This window comes from Thermococcus sp. ES12, assembly GCF_012027515.1.
GTDB classification, from domain to species: Archaea; Methanobacteriota_B; Thermococci; order Thermococcales; family Thermococcaceae; genus Thermococcus; species Thermococcus barossii.
Window position 1 is genome coordinate 91,012 of sequence record NZ_SNUP01000003.1, and the last position, 16,714, is coordinate 107,725.

General features: G+C 50.8%; 18 protein-coding genes and 1 tRNA gene. 2 read left to right on the top strand and 17 right to left on the bottom strand.

The features are described from left to right. From E3E37_RS08310 to E3E37_RS08340, 7 genes are all read right to left on the bottom strand, one after another. The gene (locus E3E37_RS08310) at positions 1 to 510 is read right to left on the bottom strand and encodes a hypothetical protein (RefSeq protein ID WP_167716539.1); all 510 of its coding nucleotides are present in this window, start codon (positions 508 to 510) and stop codon (positions 1 to 3) included. A gap of 9 nt (positions 511 to 519) precedes the next feature. Further along, complete coding sequence (locus E3E37_RS08315) at positions 520 to 1,422, bottom strand: FlaD/FlaE family flagellar protein (protein WP_167716540.1); 903 nt, start codon at positions 1,420 to 1,422, stop codon at positions 520 to 522. Further along, positions 1,419 to 1,931 carry a flagella accessory protein C gene (locus E3E37_RS08320; RefSeq protein ID WP_088864865.1) on the bottom strand — a complete coding sequence of 171 codons (513 nt, stop codon included), beginning with the start codon at positions 1,929 to 1,931 and terminating at the stop codon, positions 1,419 to 1,421. The genes E3E37_RS08315 and E3E37_RS08320 overlap by 4 nt, the downstream gene beginning before the upstream one ends. 56 nt (positions 1,932 to 1,987) lie before the next feature. After that, on the bottom strand, positions 1,988 to 2,653 hold the full coding sequence (locus tag E3E37_RS08325) for a flagellin (protein WP_167716542.1): 666 nt from the start codon (positions 2,651 to 2,653) through the stop codon (positions 1,988 to 1,990). Between the two features lie 10 nt (positions 2,654 to 2,663). Then, positions 2,664 to 3,296, bottom strand: a complete 633-nt coding sequence (locus tag E3E37_RS08330; protein ID WP_167716545.1) for a flagellin — start codon at positions 3,294 to 3,296, stop codon at positions 2,664 to 2,666. 178 nt (positions 3,297 to 3,474) lie between these two features. Then, on the bottom strand, positions 3,475 to 4,437 hold the full coding sequence (locus tag E3E37_RS08335) for a class I SAM-dependent methyltransferase (protein ID WP_167716547.1): 963 nt from the start codon (positions 4,435 to 4,437) through the stop codon (positions 3,475 to 3,477). 10 nt (positions 4,438 to 4,447) lie between these two features. Continuing rightward, the gene (locus E3E37_RS08340) at positions 4,448 to 4,768 is read right to left on the bottom strand and encodes a helix-turn-helix domain-containing protein (protein ID WP_088180656.1); all 321 of its coding nucleotides are present in this window, start codon (positions 4,766 to 4,768) and stop codon (positions 4,448 to 4,450) included. Positions 4,769 to 5,226: 458 nt separating this feature from the next. Here E3E37_RS08340 and asnS point away from each other — a divergent pair, with 458 nt between their 5' ends. After that, positions 5,227 to 6,519: an asparagine--tRNA ligase gene (gene asnS, locus E3E37_RS08345; RefSeq protein ID WP_088864868.1), complete on the top strand. Its 1,293-nt coding sequence runs from the start codon at positions 5,227 to 5,229 to the stop codon at positions 6,517 to 6,519. A gap of 228 nt (positions 6,520 to 6,747) precedes the next feature. Next, complete coding sequence (locus tag E3E37_RS08350) at positions 6,748 to 6,930, top strand: hypothetical protein (protein WP_167716549.1); 183 nt, start codon at positions 6,748 to 6,750, stop codon at positions 6,928 to 6,930. Between the two features lie 22 nt (positions 6,931 to 6,952). Here the strand turns inward: E3E37_RS08350 and E3E37_RS08355 are convergent, their stop codons facing one another. The 10 genes from E3E37_RS08355 to E3E37_RS08400 form a co-directional block, all read right to left on the bottom strand. Continuing rightward, positions 6,953 to 7,522, bottom strand: a complete 570-nt coding sequence (locus tag E3E37_RS08355; RefSeq protein ID WP_167716551.1) for a hypothetical protein — start codon at positions 7,520 to 7,522, stop codon at positions 6,953 to 6,955. A 39-nt stretch (positions 7,523 to 7,561) separates the two neighbouring features. Further along, a complete protein-coding gene (locus E3E37_RS08360) occupies positions 7,562 to 7,981 on the bottom strand; it encodes a hypothetical protein (protein ID WP_167716553.1) in 420 nt (139 codons plus the stop codon). A 130-nt stretch (positions 7,982 to 8,111) separates the two neighbouring features. After that, positions 8,112 to 8,648 (bottom strand): hypothetical protein, encoded by a 537-nt coding sequence (locus tag E3E37_RS08365; protein WP_167716555.1) that lies wholly within the window; start codon positions 8,646 to 8,648, stop codon positions 8,112 to 8,114. Positions 8,649 to 8,708: 60 nt separating this feature from the next. Next, a complete protein-coding gene (locus tag E3E37_RS08370; RefSeq protein ID WP_167716557.1) occupies positions 8,709 to 9,737 on the bottom strand; it encodes a hypothetical protein in 1,029 nt (342 codons plus the stop codon). Positions 9,738 to 10,744: 1,007 nt separating this feature from the next. Beyond that, positions 10,745 to 10,821: transfer RNA gene (locus E3E37_RS08375), tRNA-Arg, on the bottom strand. 61 nt (positions 10,822 to 10,882) lie between these two features. Further along, positions 10,883 to 12,019: a thiamine ABC transporter substrate-binding protein gene (locus tag E3E37_RS08380; RefSeq protein ID WP_167716558.1), complete on the bottom strand. Its 1,137-nt coding sequence runs from the start codon at positions 12,017 to 12,019 to the stop codon at positions 10,883 to 10,885. 109 nt (positions 12,020 to 12,128) lie between these two features. Next, positions 12,129 to 13,070 (bottom strand): calcium/sodium antiporter, encoded by a 942-nt coding sequence (locus tag E3E37_RS08385; RefSeq protein WP_167716567.1) that lies wholly within the window; start codon positions 13,068 to 13,070, stop codon positions 12,129 to 12,131. A gap of 41 nt (positions 13,071 to 13,111) precedes the next feature. Continuing rightward, the gene (locus E3E37_RS08390; protein ID WP_088864873.1) at positions 13,112 to 13,633 is read right to left on the bottom strand and encodes a TIGR00288 family NYN domain-containing protein; all 522 of its coding nucleotides are present in this window, start codon (positions 13,631 to 13,633) and stop codon (positions 13,112 to 13,114) included. After that, positions 13,630 to 14,139, bottom strand: a complete 510-nt coding sequence (locus E3E37_RS08395) for a TIGR00288 family NYN domain-containing protein (RefSeq protein WP_088864874.1) — start codon at positions 14,137 to 14,139, stop codon at positions 13,630 to 13,632. The genes E3E37_RS08390 and E3E37_RS08395 overlap by 4 nt, the downstream gene beginning before the upstream one ends. 79 nt (positions 14,140 to 14,218) lie before the next feature. After that, on the bottom strand, positions 14,219 to 16,654 hold the full coding sequence (locus E3E37_RS08400; RefSeq protein WP_167716834.1) for a tRNA(Met) cytidine acetyltransferase TmcA: 2,436 nt from the start codon (positions 16,652 to 16,654) through the stop codon (positions 14,219 to 14,221). Between the last annotated feature and the right edge of the window lie 60 nt (positions 16,655 to 16,714).

Genomic DNA, 16,714 nt, shown 5'->3' on the forward strand with positions numbered 1-16,714 from the left:
TTACCCCTCCACAGGGCAGTACCAGGCACTGCTAATCACCTGCGGCGATCCGTTGGTCGCATTACCGACCCACTTCCATTTTATCTTCAGCCCACAGCCAATCTCGGTGCTTATCACGAGGGAATTGACCAGGGTCTGATCTTTCTGGAGGTTTTGAACCGTCAGCTCCATCCACTCCCCGGGCAGGAGATATTCCCTGCCGGAGGTCAGGACTTTCGACGCGGTCAGGTCTCCGTTGTATATGTACGTCCACTTCGCCGGGGATAGCGTGCTCCCCTCATTTGTTATATTGAACGTGATGTCGTAAACCGTAACGTTTGCCTGGGTTGAGTAGTTATACCCCGTGAGCTCAAGCTCCGATGTCTTCACCCTGAGGGCCATCTGATTGTAGTCTTCCGTTGCCTGATGCACCATCGAGTATGCGTTCTCACTCGAAACGTATAGCATGCCGAAGGAAACCAGCGTTGCTATCAGCAGCACAGCGAAGGCCGCTGGTACACTGACCCCCATGCGAATCCCCTAAACACCGTACACGTCTTCCAGCACCCTGCCAATCACCCGCATTTCCCTTTCTATGGCATCCAGCAGTTCCCTGGTTATCCTGACTCCCCTGAGACGCTCTATGAAGAGCAGCGAAACGAGGTGGTCCTGTATCGTGAGCTTCTCATCCGGCCTCCAGTCCGGCTCTCTGTGGTGGGGTCTTATGCCCTCAGCGTACCTGAGCAGAGTATTCAGCACCTCCTCGGAAATCCACCCGATCTGGTAGTAGAACTCAAGGACATCTTCAAGGTTCTGCATGCCAACCCTGTCTATGAGGAAGCCCAGCCACTTCAGTGCCATCATCGTCGAGACCATGTCGTTGGGGATGTGTTCAAGCCTTGCCTTGGTACGTGGAGGGCTGATCAGGACGTCCCTAATTTCAGAGGGGATTTCAAATCCCCTGGAAAGCTCAAACTCCTTCTCCATGGACTCTACCTCCGTCGGGTTTTGGGAGGGGGGCTCCTGAGACGGTGCTTCCTCCACCCGGGTTTCACTGGTGAGGGGCCCCTCACCGAAACCGCCGCCGCTTCCGGCACCCATGACTTCACCGTACTCCACGACCTGGGCCCCTCCCACTGGTCGATTCTGAGGCTCACCCCACGGCGATTGATTAGCCTGAGCGGCCTGCGAGAGGTTCATGAGGTGATTGCGTATCTCCTCCAAGTACCTTCCAATTTCATCCACGCGGCTGTCGAGGCGGGAGAGCTTCTCGATCTGCCCCGCGTAGGTGCGGAGTACCTTGTCAACTATCCTATCAACCTGCTCAGGGGTCAGTATGTCACGCTTCTTCATGAGGCGATCCTTAAGGTCATCAATCAGGAAGTTCGGAACCTTGCCCCTGAGGCGCTTGAGCCTCTCCTCAATTTCGGTTTCGGTAATCATACCCCTCCCTCCGAGATGGCTTCATATATCAGGTCATCGAGGTCCATGCCATCGATCACAAGGAGCCTCAGATCGGATTTTATTTGAGCTATTTCGGCTTTCAAACTCTCAATCTCCTCACTCAGCTCCTGAATCTCGCTGAGTAACGGATTAGCGGAATCAACATCCTTAAATGGGTTAATCTGCTGGGAGACTATCTCATAGAGGACCATAACGTCCTTTATCACCTTATCAAGACGGTCTATTTCCTCGCGGAGTTCGTTTATCTGGGTCTTGAGGGTGTCGATACTCACCTTTATGCGAGGGATGTCGTTCTCAATCTCGTTTATCCTCGTCATGACCTGAGTGATAAGCTCCTCTTCCTCCTTTTTCCGCTGGGCAGTCTCTTCCGCGGTTTCCTGGGCTTCCTGCTCCAGCTCATCGAGCTTTATTATCTCCCTGTTGTCCTCTGTCTTCTCCTCACCCTCCTTCTTTTTCTTGAACTTGTTCTTCAGGTACGAAAACGACATTCCAATCACCCGCGAGGGAAGTTATGGGATATGAAAAAGGAAAGATGGTAAGGGCCTCACTTGAGTTCTATGATGGTGTCGGTTCCGTAGCTGGGTGGAGTAACAACCTTAGCGTAGCCAGGAGCACCAAACTCTGGCCTGACCTCAACGGTGATCTCAGTCCTGGTGCCAATCTCACTGCCAAAGACAGCATCAGCATCGACTGCTAGTATGACTATGTCGCCAGCGTTGATGGTTGGGGAGTCACCGGAAAGTGAGCCGTCTTCATCTTGGACGATGATTATGCCAAAGTGTGTTGAGTCACTATCGATTCCGGTGGAGTTCCACGGTAGCGTTGCAGTGTTGAATATGTTGCCACCCATATCTGTTATGCTCTCAATGGCTCCTACCTTATATTTAAGGACAGCAAGCTTGGAGCCGTCGCTGAGGTAAAGTTTGGTCTGGTTTAGGTCAATCTCCTCGCTTCCCGCGTTTGGTGAAATGTATATCGCAAGCATGTTTATGCCGCTGGTCCCGACATGCCCAACTATGCTGTCAACCTTCAAACCGCTGGCGACTTCTTTGGTGGTCTGCCTGCCCGTGGCCTCAGCCCTCTGCTGGAGGTAGCCGCTGGTGTTGATGAGAACTGCAGCAGCCACTGCAGCCACTAGAACCATGGCTATGAACACTATCAGGGTACCGATACCAACGGCACCCCTCTTCTTCCCAAAGAGTGGTTTCATGTCAACCACCTCACTTGAGTTCTATGATGGTGTCGGTTCCGTAGCTGGGTGGAGTAACAACCTTAGCGTAGCCAGGAGCACCAAACTCTGGCTTAAGCTCAATAACAATCTCTGTTCTGGGATCGATTCCTCCGAAGACGGCACTTGTGTTTACTGCAAGGATCACTATATCACCGGCGTTGAGAGTCGGATTGGTGGATGTTAGAGAACCATCCGCGTCCTGGATCACGATGATTCCGAAGCTCTTGTCAGTTGGGAATGTTGCTGAGAAAACATCCCCTCCAAAGCTCGCATCATCGGTAAACGCACTGGAGTTGTATCCCAGAATATAAGAGCTAGAACCGTCGCTGAGGTAGAGCTTAGCCTGGCTGAGGTCGAGTCCCTCACTTCCCGCGTTTGGTGAAACGTAGATTGCCATAAGATCAATCTTGTTGCTACTGACATGACCAATTACTGAGTCTATCTTGACTCCGCTGGCGACTTCTTTGGTGGTCTGCCTGCCCGTGGCCTCAGCCCTCTGCTGGAGGTAGCCGCTGGTGTTGATGAGAACTGCAGCAGCCACTGCAGCCACTAGAACCATGGCTATGAACACTATCAGGGTACCGATACCAACGGCACCCCTCTTCTTCTTCAGCAACCTCATTTCCTGGCACCTCCCTTAGGGATTTTGCAATATATCCTATGTTGCTTTGAATATAAATCGATTTTTTGTTGGTAGTTATGTAGAAACTGGTGTACCTACATATGTAGGTTGATACTACTACAAAAAATAAACACAGAGTTGGTGATCCAACGACAAAATGGCGGATAAGTGGAGAAGATCACATCAAGCGTGTGACCAGCAGGGTGGATTTACCTATGGGTTCAACCCTCACATCGTATGGACTCTCTTCAACAGCGGCAATTATATCCTCCGAGCTCGGGAAGCGGGTGAATTCTTTGGTCAGGCTCTCAAAGAACTCCAGGGCAGCGATACGCGGATAGTTATCCCTAAAGGGCTCGATTATAACAATCTTCCCTCCAGGTTTTAGAGTCTCGATGGCCCTTCTAACGGCCGCTCCGGGATTCTCCAGATACTCCAAGACAAAGCTCATAACCACGGCATCGTACGTGTTCTTAATCACGAGTCTTCTGATGTCCATCTCCCTCAGAACCACCCAATCCATGCGGGCATTCCTGACACGAGTCTTGGCTATGCTCAGCAAGCCTGGAGAAAAGTCAACGCCGACGTATTTCCCGTTAGGACCAACGGCCTCCCCAAGTTCCACGGGGGAAACGGAGCCGCAACCGAGGTCAAGAACATTCATGCCGTCCTCAAGGCCCAGTAGGTTTGATGCAAGCTGCCGGTAGGTCCGGTTGAGCTCCATCAGTAGTCGCATGTCCCAGAAGTCTGCGCCCTTATCAAAGTCCATGAGTATCTTCGGGTGCTCCGCGGAGATGAAGGCGTAATCAGCCATCTTGTAAAGTTCCTCCACTATCTGAACCCAGTCGGAGAGAAGCTTTCCTGCGTCCTCCGTGTTTAAACTGAACTCGTAGGAGAACCCGGGCATCTTTAAAACGCCATCGGATTCCTCAACAAAGCCAAGGGCGAGGTAAGTGTCTATAAGTTTCCCGAGATAGGCCTTGTTGGAAACGGGAATCATAGTCAGCAACTCTTCACGGGGCACTCCACCCGCGAGCCTGCGGAAAATTCCATACTTTAGCCCAAGCCTGAGGAGATGTCCAAGGGACAAATCCACTATCGCCTCAAGATTCCTGTCGAGTATCTCCGCGAGGGATTTCATGGCAGTCACCTCATGTGTACCTCGAGTAGTAGGAGTGGTAGGACTTCAGGAGTTTAACGACCTGCTTTCCGTACTCCGTGAGCCTGTAGTACTTGAAACCCTTCTCGGTAACGACCTCCACCAGGCCAAGGCTCACAAGGGAACTGTGACCATTGTACCTGTTTCCAAGACCAATAAGAGCGCCTTTCACATTTGAGGGGTCTGATTTGACCACCCGCGCAATTTCAGAGAGGTAGGTGGGGGTGGGATATATTTCATCGAGATAAAAGAGTATCCTCTTCCTAAGTTCACTGCGGTTGATAGAGCGAATTACAAAGGGATCAATGAACATTTGAACATCCCCCCACCACTACCCCGCAACAATTAAAGACTCTCCAATTCCCACCAAAATATGTTGAGCACAATACTATATAAATGTTACCATTTGTGAACTAATAGCCCTTTTCAACTTGTCAAAATGTAATTATTATCCCGATAGATATTCCATTGTTGAAGGTTTATCCAGCTTGGATAAAATCTATCCAAGAATTGGATTACCCACAACACCTTCGAGAGCGCCCAACACGGTATGTTGTCACATTTTAGGTAAAGCTCCACCTCGTGATGATGAAATGACAACCAAGGGGACAAAGAATTTAAATTCTGGTTTTCAAACCTACACCCATGCCGCTGATGATAGTCGTCGAGCACAGAATCGGGGCTTTCCCCCTTTGGATAAATTGATGCTCTTCTGGTAGTTCAATCGCTACCGTTATAAAGCCCCTTTCAAAGCCTCTGGAGGTGGTAAGGATGATTGATAAGGTTTACTGCGCCGATGTTCGGCCCGATATGGAAGGCAAACGCGTTAAACTCGCCGGATGGGTTTACAGGAAGAGAGAGGTCGGAAAGAAGGTGTTCATAGTCCTCCGCGACTCAAGCGGAATAATCCAAACGATATTCAAGAAGGAGCTTAGTGAGGAAGCCTACGCCGAGGCAAAAAAAGTTGGGATAGAGTCCAGCGTGATAATCGAGGGTGTGGTTAAGGCCGACCCACGCGCGCCCACAGGGGTAGAGGTTCAGGCCGATAGGATAGAGATCATCCAGAACGTGGATTTCTTTCCGATAACGAAGGACGCGAGCGACGAGTTCCTGCTGGATGTCAGACACCTGCACCTGCACTCACCGAAGGTTGCCAGCGTAATGAAGGTCAAGGCGACGATGATGCAGGCCGCTCGCGAGTGGCTCCTCCAGGACGGCTGGTACGAGGTTTTCCCGCCGATACTCGTCACCGGTGCCGTCGAGGGCGGCGCGACCCTCTTCAAGCTCAAGTACTTCGACAAGACCGCCTACCTCAGCCAGTCGGCCCAGCTCTACCTTGAGGCTGCCATCTTCGGCCTCGAAAAGGTCTGGTCGCTAACTCCGAGCTTCAGGGCCGAGAAGAGCAGGACGAGGAGACACCTCACAGAGTTCTGGCACCTGGAGCTTGAAGCCGCCTGGATGGACCTCTGGGACATCATGAAGGTGGAGGAGGAGCTGGTCAGCTACATGGTGCAGAGGACGCTTGAGCTCAGGAGGGGCGACATCGAGACCTTCAGGAAGGACTTCACCACGCTCAAGAACACGGCCCCGCCCTTCCCGCGGATAAGCTACGATGAAGCAATCGACATACTCCAGAGCAAGGGAGTTCAGATAGAGTGGGGCGAGGACATGGGCGCCGACGAGGAGAGGATTTTAACGCAGGAGTTCGAGAGCCCCTTCTTCGTCTACGGCTATCCGAAGCACATCAAGGCCTTCTACATGAAGGAAGACCCGGAGGACCCGAGAAAGGTTCTTGCCGCTGACATGCTCGCGCCGGAAGGCTACGGCGAGGTCATCGGCGGCTCACAGCGTGAGGACGACTACGACAAGCTCGTGCAGAGGATTCTCGACGAGGGAATGGATCCGAAGGACTACGAGTGGTACCTCGACCTGAGGAAGTACGGCTCTGTTCCGCACAGCGGCTTCGGCCTCGGCCTGGAGAGGCTCGTCGCCTGGGTTCTGAAGCTCGACCATGTCCGCTGGGCCACGCTCTTCCCGAGGACGCCGAGCAGGCTGTATCCGTAGCAACCTTTGCAAGGCAAAGGTTGACCAAAGTTCGTGATTCATTCTCAATTTTTTGTTACAAGGTTTTGCGTTTGAGTTGGAATTCATGAGAGGACGTTAATGACGAGCTTAATGGGCCATCAACACGGCGACCTACAACATGAAAATGCTCCACGAGAACGCGGCTACAGAGACCGGCGTTATTTTTCCTCAAAGCTTTCTGCTTCTTCTACTGACAGAACTAACTCGGTGCTGATGCTCCTCGTGCTTCGGAGGCTGAAGGCGGCGGAAAAGCACTCGTTCCAGCCCGACGTCAAGGAGAACATCTGTGAGGCCATAATCATCCTCAAGCGCATCATCGAGGAGAAAGAGGGCATGTTTCTAGATGTGTTGAGGCAAAAAGATTGGAGAAAAACTCTGCATAATCAATGATCTGCCTTGAAGCGTTTTCTTCTCACTTTCCAAGTTGTAATATCAAGGACACAATGGAAGCTATGGCGGCTAGGATTGCACTAATCGAACCAACGATTACTATTAAATTGTGGTTAGTAGTGCAACTCTTCTTTTTACTAACCCCTTTCACATCAAGAACCTCAAGAATAACTTGCCCTTCTTCAAATTGAAGCGTTGCAGTTTTTCCAAGCTTACTACTGAGACGGCCACTTATGTGGTTTTCCCATTTCGGATTTCCATTAGTCTTTACTACCTTGACAAGGTTAAGATTCGCACGTATCTTATACTGAGCCTGTTCTGGAAGCTCAAAATAGAATTTGAACTCTTTGACTTCCTGAGGGTTAAGTTTAAACGGTTTAGAAAATTGAATGTTTAATGTTGTGTGTCCTTTTCGTCCAGGATAATATTTGATCATCTCATCCCACACTTCAATTACCAGGTAATTATCATCTTCAGATGGATACCTCTCCTTGGTCAAGTTTTTGACTTGGACTGTGATCGGAACATTCTCTCCTACGATACAAACTATTGGCATTTTAAGATGTGACGAAATATTTGGGAGTAATGTCAAGCTATCACCTCACAGCAACATGTTCACCTTTTCTAAAAATTACCAACGATAATATCCCCTCTGCTCCTGAAAAACTAGGTATACCTTCAAAATCAGAATTACCAAGAGCAGGATATAACTAACCACATATATTTTGATTGATACTCCTATAATTTTGCCAATCCAAGCCATTAACAATAGTCCAACTGCCCTTCCGAGAATATAACCTATAGAAGCTTCTAATGCTTCTTGAGCAACTACAAATATCATTAAAACATCTGCTAGTGACATTATAGCAAGGAACATGAACCAATATTCAATTACAAAGTCTCCACCAGGTAGCGTACTGAGAGCAGATATAATCATGCCCATAGTCGATAGAAATAACGCCATCCTAATGCCTTCAACACCCTCATTCACACTTTTACCAAATGCCTCAAATAGATCTTCTATTGCCCGGAATAGCTCCTCCATCGCCACCGCCCCACCGAGAGTTTCTTACAAGCTTATTACTTCAAACCATAAGAACATTTCGCCGCAACGCGCTGGAAAATAGCCAAATTCTAAATTCTCCTAGAGGAAATTTGCAAACCTTTATGGCATTATTGATCTACCTAATAAACCACTCTTTGATTTTGTTCTTTATCTTCTCATGATTATTCTTGGATTCCGTGTTTTCTTTGGAATTATTGTGAGTATGTGTCAATAACGATATGATAAGTTTCAGTATTATAATGCTCAGGCAAAGATACATTGTGGACAGTAGGCTAGAGTATACCCACAAAACTCTAACCTCTATAGAATTTGATTTCATCGAAAGTACAGATAGCCCTGCCGAAATACCACTAAATAATATAGTATAAAGATACATATCGTAGATCTTACCATACCACTGGCTGCTTCTCACGAGCTCGATTTTTTCATTTTCTTCATTTATTCCATGGATAACTGCTATTAAAATTGAAACAGCAGCCATTGAAAACCCCAAAATTGAAACAAAAATGCCAGCTAATGTCCCGAAGAAAGTATCACTTAATTCAGATAAGACAGAGAGGCTGTTTGTTTTTTCCAAGATGCCAACGATAATAGCAGCTAGTAACAAGTTATAAAACAAGATATGTTTTTGGTACCATTCTATGATTCTCATAATTTCCCCTGCCGCTATTATTTAGACTTAAATTTAAGCTTTTTGTCATATCCTGGCATTCTACGTATTCTTTTGCTTTTTAAGCACAGTACTATACAATTCGATTATCTTACCATACATATCTGCAGTACTGACAATCCTGCGGCCAGAATTATCGCCAGATGAGACTACTTCAACCCCAACTCTAGACTTGACAACTGGATTGAGCAAATCAACTTCTTGACCTAGCTCAGTTTTTACTTTTAATTCTGTTATATTAGGGAGTTCATCGTTCTTTATTTTTCTCAATATCTGCTTTAAAGGCTTATATATACCATTGGAGCCCATTGAGGTTCCTCGTTCTGCTTTAATCATTATGACAATCTTTCCCATATTTTTGTCTTCTAATGTTGCTGTCCCAATAAGGCCAGTGAACGGTCCATTATCACTTTTTATTAATTCCTTTAATCCTGGTGTCAAGTCTACACCAAAGGTAACCCACTTAAACCCAACCTCACTTTGGATTAAATCAGTAAGAACGTTCTCGTTGGGAATAGCGACATATTTCACATCTGAGAGTCTCATCTGGTTGTTACATTTATTATTCCCGAGTTCAAATAAATATTCACATAGCTTAGAAATCCTAGGGCCGTGCGGATTATATTCTATTCCAATTGTTCTTTCGGTCCCATCATCAAAAAGAACAAAATGAGTTATCTCTCCTTGTCCCAATACTTCAGAAGGGAGTTCTGGAAACTTAACAGATCCATCGTTGTACACCCATTGGGATATATCATCCTTCCTAGCAAGAATTAGCCTGCCTTTTATAGGGTATTTAAGGACATCCTGCCCGTTCTCTTTTTCAAAAGTGCCATCAATTAGCATAAACATATACTTGTCAGGAGACTTAGAGATTTGGACAAAACGATTTGAGTCTGCTGTGAAATCTGTTGAGAGCTCAGTTATACATTTAAATAGCTGCACAATCTCCTTAGAGTTTAACAGGGAATCTTCTGACGGATTCTGCCCGTTATCATCTCTTTGCGGTATTTCCCTACTTATCTGTAGTTTATAGAACAAGATTGTTCTGTGTAACACATTATTGCTCATTATCTATCACCACCCAAAATGTGGTGTTATCCTTTAAATAATTTCCGTACGTAATCTTTACGCTTGATTTTAGTGGCAAGATTTTACTTTTCTCACGCGATTTATAATCCAAACGTCTCCAAAGTATCCCGCGGCACATGACGTCGCTGTCATTTAACAGCAAGCTATACCCTTTTACTGACATTTCAGTGAGAAAAATTTGCAAACCTTATTTAGACAATGTCATATTTATTCCGTACTAATACGGCAACAGTTCCGGGAAGGGGAGGCCTCGGAGATGAATAACCACCACAACTCAGACGCTAAAATCATCGAGCCGCTGGCGAAGATGAAATAAAGAAAAAGCTCATCGTATCACTACTTTCCTAATCAATGTCTTTAATGATAATCTCCCTAGTGTTCCCCTTCCGCCGTAGATCTCCATGGAGTACCACAACTTCCGCGCTAAGGTTCTTGAGCTTTTGAATGTGTCGTTCTAAGTCAACATCAGCTCCGTCAAGGATACTGCAATAACTCCATCGAAATGCTTCACATAACCCAGAACCTGTCTATAAACTTTGGAGTCCATTTTGTTTTTAACGCCAATAGGACGTCGTATTTGAATGGCTCTGTGAGAACCAACCGGAGCAAAGGAAATCCAGCTAGAATCAGCCTTTTGATAAGGTACACTCTAAAAGAAGACACTTTGAAAAGCAATCACGAACCTTGATCAAACTTTTGCTTGGCAACAAGCTTCTGGAAAAAGCTTGACCAAAAGATTTCCTTTTCCCTTCAAAAAGGCTGATATGATAGCGTGCATTCTCAAAAACTGTCATTGAGGAGAGTGTTTAACTTCAAGGATAGTCCCTTTAAGTGGTTTCAGCTTTGTTTTCTGGCGTCCGAAGGACGCCTTGTGGAGAGTGGAACACTGTAAAACCAACAATTGAAGAGTAAACCCACTCAGGAACCGAGAACTCTTAGAATTGCACGCACTCTTCCGCCAGCGCTTGCGCAAGCAAGGGCTGTTATGGCGGGCCCGGCGGGATTCGAACCCGCGACCTCCGGCTTAGAAGGCCGGCGCCCTATCCTGCTAGGCTACGGGCCCTCGCTCCTAAGGTGCCGGAGCGCTCTTATAAAAGTTGCGGTGGGGAGAAAAGGGAGAAAGCTCACCGCCTCCTCCTGAGGAGGAGCGGCACGATGGCAAGGCCAACTATGAGTGCCGGTCCACAGATACCGCCGTTCTCCCCTTCCGGCGAGGTTGAGGTCGTCCCGGTTATCTCCTCCGGGCTCTTGCCCTCGACCATAAGCTGGGTCCACTGCCTGAGCCAGAGGTCGTAGTTCTTCTCGATATCCTTCGGGTCGACGGTGACGGGCTTCTCCACCTTCACCGCGTACTTGAAGACCTCCGGGAGCTTGACGTTCCTGTTGACGGGGTACATCCACTGGTTGAGCGGGAGCTTCTCCTGGGCCTCCTCGCTGATGAGGAACTCGATGAACTTCTTGGCCAGCTCGGGGTGCTTGGCGCCCTTGACTATCCCGGCACCCTCTATCTGGAGGTAGTTGCCCTCCCTGAAGGCGACGGCGCCGACGTTGGTGTTGTTGTCGTAGTAAACGGTCGCGGCCGGTGAGGTGGCGTAGCTGAGGACGAGCGGGTACTCGCCCTTCGTGAAGGCGTTCCAGGCCGCGCTCCAGCCCTCGACTATCTGGACGTCGTTTTCTTTGAGCCTCTCCCAGTAGTCCAGCCAGTCATCGCCATAGACCGCTATCGTCCACAGCAGGAAGGCCATTCCCGGCGAACTGGTGCGCGGGTCCTCGATTATCAGCTTGCCCTTCCACTCTGGCTTGGTGAGGTCTTCAAGGCTCTCAGGAGGCTTCTGGACCATGTCCTTGCGGTAGTTGATGGCTATGTAGCCGTAGTCGTAGGGGGTGAGGTGGAAGGTCGGGTCGAACTTCTCAATAATCCAGTCTGGAATAACGTCGGCGTTTGCCGGCCTGTATGGCTCAAGGATTCCGGCGTCGATGGCCTTGGCGAGGTAGCTGTTGTCTATGCCGACCACCACGTCCGCCTGCGGGTTGTCCTTTTCCAGAATCAGCCTGTTGAGAACCTCTCCAGCATCGCCAATTAGGACGAGGTTCACCTTGACCCCGTACTTCTGCTCGAAGATTGGAATTATCTCCTTCATCCACCACTCTATGCTGTCGTAGGAGTAAACCGTCAGCATCTCCTCGGCCTTAACTGGCCTCGCGGCGCCGATGGCCCCGAGGAGCAGCAGGGTGAGCAAGAGGGTGGCGAGCCTCCTCATTCTTTCACCTCCATGAATCGGTTTTGGGTTTTCATAATGGGGTAATACCACCAATTAAAAAGCTTTGTGTCCCAGAATTGTGGCCTCGGAAGTCAGAGAAAAGAAAAGGTCAGCCCTGAGGAAGGTGGACGCCGCCGGAGAGGTAGACGTAGATGAAGTAGGAGTAAATCGCCAGCAGCACTCCGCCGGTGAGCCTGTCTATCCTGCCGGTGAGGCGGAGGACGGCGGTGAGTATGCCCATGACGAGGAGCGTGAGCGGGAGCGTGAAGGTGTATATCGTTGCGTCAACCTTTATGGGGTTTATCAAAGCCGCTATCCCGATGACCATGAGCACGTCGAGGATGTTTGCGCCTATTATGTTGCCCACGCTGATGTTCGGGAGCCGTTTGATGGTGGCCATAAGGGAGTTGGTGAATTCCGGCAGGGAGGTGCCTATTGAGACCATGGTGAGCCCTATGACGATCTCCGGGACACCGTAGGCCCTGGCGATTGTGACTGCACTGTCAACAACGAGCTTGGCACCGGTAACGACGAGCAGGCCGCTCCCGAACATTATAATGGCATCCCTCTTCGGGTTTCCGCGCCCTCCTTCTGGAATCTCCTCCAAAGTCATGTGCTTCCGGTAAAGGTAGTAGAGAAAGCCGAAGTAGATGAATATCAGACTCGCGCCGTCGAGCCGGCTTATCGTACCGTCGTACATGAGAATGCCGGCGTAGGTCGTGACCCCTATCATAAAAAGGGCGTTCTTCCAGGCGGTTTTTTCCACCTTTAACGGCCGGAGCAGGGCGGAAACACCGAGGATGAGAGCAATGTTGGCGAGAGCGCTTCCAATCGCGTTGCCCAGCGCTATGTCAGGGTTCCCCTGGTAGGAGGAGATGGCCGAGACTGTTACCTCCGGAAGGGTGGTGGCTATGCTCGCCAGGACGAGTGCTATGATGAACTCGCTGACGCCAAAGCCCTTGGCAACCCGTGAGGCGGCCTCAACAAAATAGTCGCTCCCCTTGATGAGCAGGACGAGACCGAGGGCAAAGAGGATGATTTCAACTATCACTTTCTCCCACCAGAAGAGGGCTGGATCGAAAGCTTAAAAGTTTATTTGACCTCGTGGGCCTCGCCACCCTTACCCTCCATCTTGATGACGTAGTCGGCCGCGTTCTGGAGTGCAACCGAAAAGCCCGGCTCGACACCTATGACTATCGTTTCCTTCCCCCTGCGCTTCGCCTCGTTGACTATCGGGAGGAAGTCCGCGTCCCTGGTGGCCAGGGCTATCACATCAACGTCGGAGTTGTAGATTAGCTCCATGGCCTCGATGGCTATCCTCACGTCTGTGTCCCCGGCGACTATTATAGGCTCAAGACCCTGGTTCACGACTGCCTCTATGAGTCCCTGGGGAGCGTACTGGTTGAGAACCACCTTCGCCACCCTGAGCTTTCCGATCCGCTCAAGGGCGTCTATTATGTCCTCGAGCTTTATTCCGAACTCCTTCCTGAGGATGTTGGGACCGTCTATGATGAGGCCTATGCTCCTCTTCTTTTTGGGCTTCGGCGCCTCCTCGCTGACTTCCCTAACCTCCTTCTCCCCGCGCCTCAGAACCCTGAAAAAGCGCTCCTTCATTTCTCCTCACCGCCCTCGAGGATTATGGTGTAGTCGGCGGCATGCTTCAGCGCCGCCGAGAAACCGGGCTCGATTCCGATGACGATGGTTTCCTTGCCGCGCTCCTTGGCCTTTAGGATCACCGGAAGGAACTCCGCGTTTCTGGTGGCCAGGGCTATCACATCGATGTTGGGATTGTATATCTCCCTCATGGCCTCGACGGCGAGCTTCACACCTGTCTCGCCCGAGACGACGATCGCCTCAAAGCCCTGGTTCGACACCGCCTCTATGAGTCCCTGGGGAGCGTACTGGTTGAGAATCACCTTCGCCACCCTGAGGTCGCCCAGTCCCTCCAGGGCCTCTACTATGTCCTCAAGCTTTACCCCGAACTCCTTCCTGAGGATGTTGGGACCGTCTATGAGAAGTGCTATCCTCTTACCCCTGCTTATCTTCCGCCTCATCGTTCCTATGCTCCTCATGCCATCCTTCGTTATCGAAATTATCTTCTCCCAGTTGCCACCCGGCATAGGAGTCACCGTTGGAATGGATACACCAATGATACATCGAGGGAACTACGCGTCAATCCTATAAAAAGTTAGTTTAGGGTCAGGAAATGACCCTCTTGTAATAGTACCAGAGTCCCCTTATGATGTCGCGCACCTCTATCATGGTGAAGGTTTCGGTTCTATCAATGAGCCTCGCAGTCTCCTCCCAGCTGTGGGCCTGCAGAACCCGGTAGATGAGGAGCTTAATCTGCCTCTCATCGAGGTAGGGCTTCATCCAGCCGTCGAGGAAGTAGAGCTTGACTACCGGCTTCACCGCATCAACCACCGTGTCGTAGGTCAGAACCTTGCCCGTGAAGGCATCCAACCTCTTCCTCTGCACCTCCGTGAGGTGAACCGGGTAATCCACCGCCTCACCGAAGGGTGTCTCGAAGAGCCAGCGCGCTATCTCAGGTTCAAGCTCCCTGTGGGTGTCGCCGAGCCACTCCGTGAGCCTTATCCTGAACTCGTCGTTGGCCTGGCGAATGAGCTTCTTGGCCTTCTCACTTATCGGCTTGAGGACTATGGCCGTAAACTCGCCGCTGACGGGGTTTCTGGCGGGACTGAGGTGCACCACCGCGAAGCCGTTCCTGACCCAGAAGCGGACCAGTTCCTCACTCGCACCAAACCCAGAGCCAATCCAGTCGAGGCCCTTCTCCCTGGCCTCCTTCTCAAGGAGTTCAAGCGCCTTGCTGCCCAGCCCCATGTCCATGGCATCGGGGTGGGTGGCTATCCTCACTATGCGGTAGCCCTTCAGCTTCGCGAACTCCTTCGCCATGTGGTGCTTGACCATCATGTCTGGGATTATGTTGCCCCTCGGCTTGTAGCCCTTGGCCATCTTTTCGATTACCTTCTTCGGGATGTTGCCCTCCTCTGCTATCTGGATGGCCGTCACTATCTTGCCGTTCTTCAGGCGGAGCACGCGCGCCCTGTGATGGGGAGCATCGGCAAGCAAAGCCACGTCGCTCGGCCTGTTGCGGTAGTGGGCGAGAATGTAGATGCCCACGAAGTTCCTGAGGTCGGGCCTGTCGTTCTCGAACCAGTCATCGAGGTCGGGCTCCTCGAAGTAGACCTCCTTGTTCCTTATCAGTTCGTAGTCCTCATCCGTGAGCTCAACCGGCTCCGCGTCGAGCAGGAGGACGTCGAATAGCCACTTTTCGATGGGGTCGTTCTCAGCGTAGCGTATCGGCTCCTCCATGTGGAGCTCCTTAAAGGAGCGCTTCTCCCTGGCTTTCTTCAGGAACTTGACGGAGAATCCCCTGCCAGCTCCTTCGTAGCCGTGTACTGTGGAGGAGTAAACGACACGGGATTTGCTTAGATACTTGTGGAGTATCGGCACGTGGATTCCAGCGGCCTCGTCGAGGATGTACAGGTCGGCGGTCTTGCGGTAGCCCTCGGCGGGGGGGTAATACCTGAGCCCAATCTTCCTCGCGTAGAGCTCCTTTATCAGGCCCTTCTCCTCGACTACGTGGGGCCTGAAGCCGAGCCTTTCAAGGGCCCTCTTGGCAAAGCGGAAGAGGGCCTGGACGTTCTCCGGCTCGGGGGCCGTGACGACCACCCTTGTACGCTTGCCGAGGGCCAGGGCAAAGCCTATCGCGGCAATGCCTACGGAGACGCTCTTTCCACGCCCCCTGTCCGCGGTGAGGACGAGCATCCCCTCATCCTCAACCAGCCCTTCGAATGCCTTAAGAACCTCAACCTGCCCCTCGGTGAGGGCCATCTCGTAGAGCTCGCGGGGGAAGAGGGTCTCCTCAGGAATCTCGACACCCTTCCGGGCTTTAATCTTCGCCTGGGTCTTGCTCCTTTTCGGCTTCTTCTTCGCTTTCCCGTTCTCGGTGATGATGTAGATTCCGTCGTGCTCGGCGAACTTCCTTATAAGGCGTCTGTTGAAGCGCTTCTTCACGTCGTCTATCGTGTACGGTGGAGTTACGAGGCTCTTGTGGAAGCCCGTCCACATCTTCTTCCACTTCTCAAATGGGTGGGCGAGGATGAATATCAAACCGCCGCCACGGACGGTCTCGATAATCCTGCCAAGGTCGTTGGGGGAGTAGTCGTAGCTCATGTCGAGTATAAGGAGGTCGTACGTCCTCCCGAGGATATCGCGGGTGTGCTTGAAGGTGACGGCCTTAACCCTGGCGCTTGAGCCGGCAAGGACGTCGAAGTGCTTCCTGAACGCTTCGTAGCGTTTCCGCCCGAAGGTCTCCTCGCCTAGGGCATCGGTGGCGTAGAGAACCTCGATTTCCTTCTCGCTCTCGTCCCTCAGCCGCTTCTCGCGGAGGTCGTCGAGAATCTCCCCCAGAGTTCTGGCAGAGGCCCCTGCGAGAATGCCTGCCAGCTCGGCCTTTCTCAGGGTGTCCCCCTCTATGACTATCATTCTCCTGTGAAACTTCTCCAGAGCCTGCGCTAAAGCCGTCTCGGTGAGCTTGAGAACGGAGTCCTTAACCTTCTCGCCCTTTGCGTACTCTCTCACTTCCTTATCAAAGCGGACCTTCACGGTCACGGCCGCCACCTCCCGGATAAAGGGGAGACGGGGGATTTAAAAAGGTTCGGAGGCTTTGCT

Bases quoted from the DNA above. Each gene is read 5' to 3' on its own strand.
- E3E37_RS08310 (WP_167716539.1), bottom strand. From the start codon at position 510: ATGGGGGTCAGTGTACCAGCGGCCTTCGCTGTGCTGCTGATAGCAACG.
- E3E37_RS08315 (WP_167716540.1), bottom strand. From the start codon at position 1,422: ATGATTACCGAAACCGAAATTGAGGAGAGGCTCAAGCGCCTCAGGGGC.
- E3E37_RS08320 (WP_088864865.1), bottom strand. From the start codon at position 1,931: ATGTCGTTTTCGTACCTGAAGAACAAGTTCAAGAAAAAGAAGGAGGGT.
- E3E37_RS08325 (WP_167716542.1), bottom strand. From the start codon at position 2,653: ATGAAACCACTCTTTGGGAAGAAGAGGGGTGCCGTTGGTATCGGTACC.
- E3E37_RS08330 (WP_167716545.1), bottom strand. From the start codon at position 3,296: ATGAGGTTGCTGAAGAAGAAGAGGGGTGCCGTTGGTATCGGTACCCTG.
- E3E37_RS08335 (WP_167716547.1), bottom strand. From the start codon at position 4,437: ATGAAATCCCTCGCGGAGATACTCGACAGGAATCTTGAGGCGATAGTG.
- E3E37_RS08340 (WP_088180656.1), bottom strand. From the start codon at position 4,768: ATGTTCATTGATCCCTTTGTAATTCGCTCTATCAACCGCAGTGAACTT.
- asnS (WP_088864868.1), top strand. From the start codon at position 5,227: ATGATTGATAAGGTTTACTGCGCCGATGTTCGGCCCGATATGGAAGGC.
- E3E37_RS08365 (WP_167716555.1), bottom strand. From the start codon at position 8,648: ATGAGAATCATAGAATGGTACCAAAAACATATCTTGTTTTATAACTTG.
- E3E37_RS08370 (WP_167716557.1), bottom strand. From the start codon at position 9,737: ATGAGCAATAATGTGTTACACAGAACAATCTTGTTCTATAAACTACAG.
- E3E37_RS08380 (WP_167716558.1), bottom strand. From the start codon at position 12,019: ATGAGGAGGCTCGCCACCCTCTTGCTCACCCTGCTGCTCCTCGGGGCC.
- E3E37_RS08390 (WP_088864873.1), bottom strand. From the start codon at position 13,633: ATGAAGGAGCGCTTTTTCAGGGTTCTGAGGCGCGGGGAGAAGGAGGTT.
- E3E37_RS08395 (WP_088864874.1), bottom strand. From the start codon at position 14,139: ATGCCGGGTGGCAACTGGGAGAAGATAATTTCGATAACGAAGGATGGC.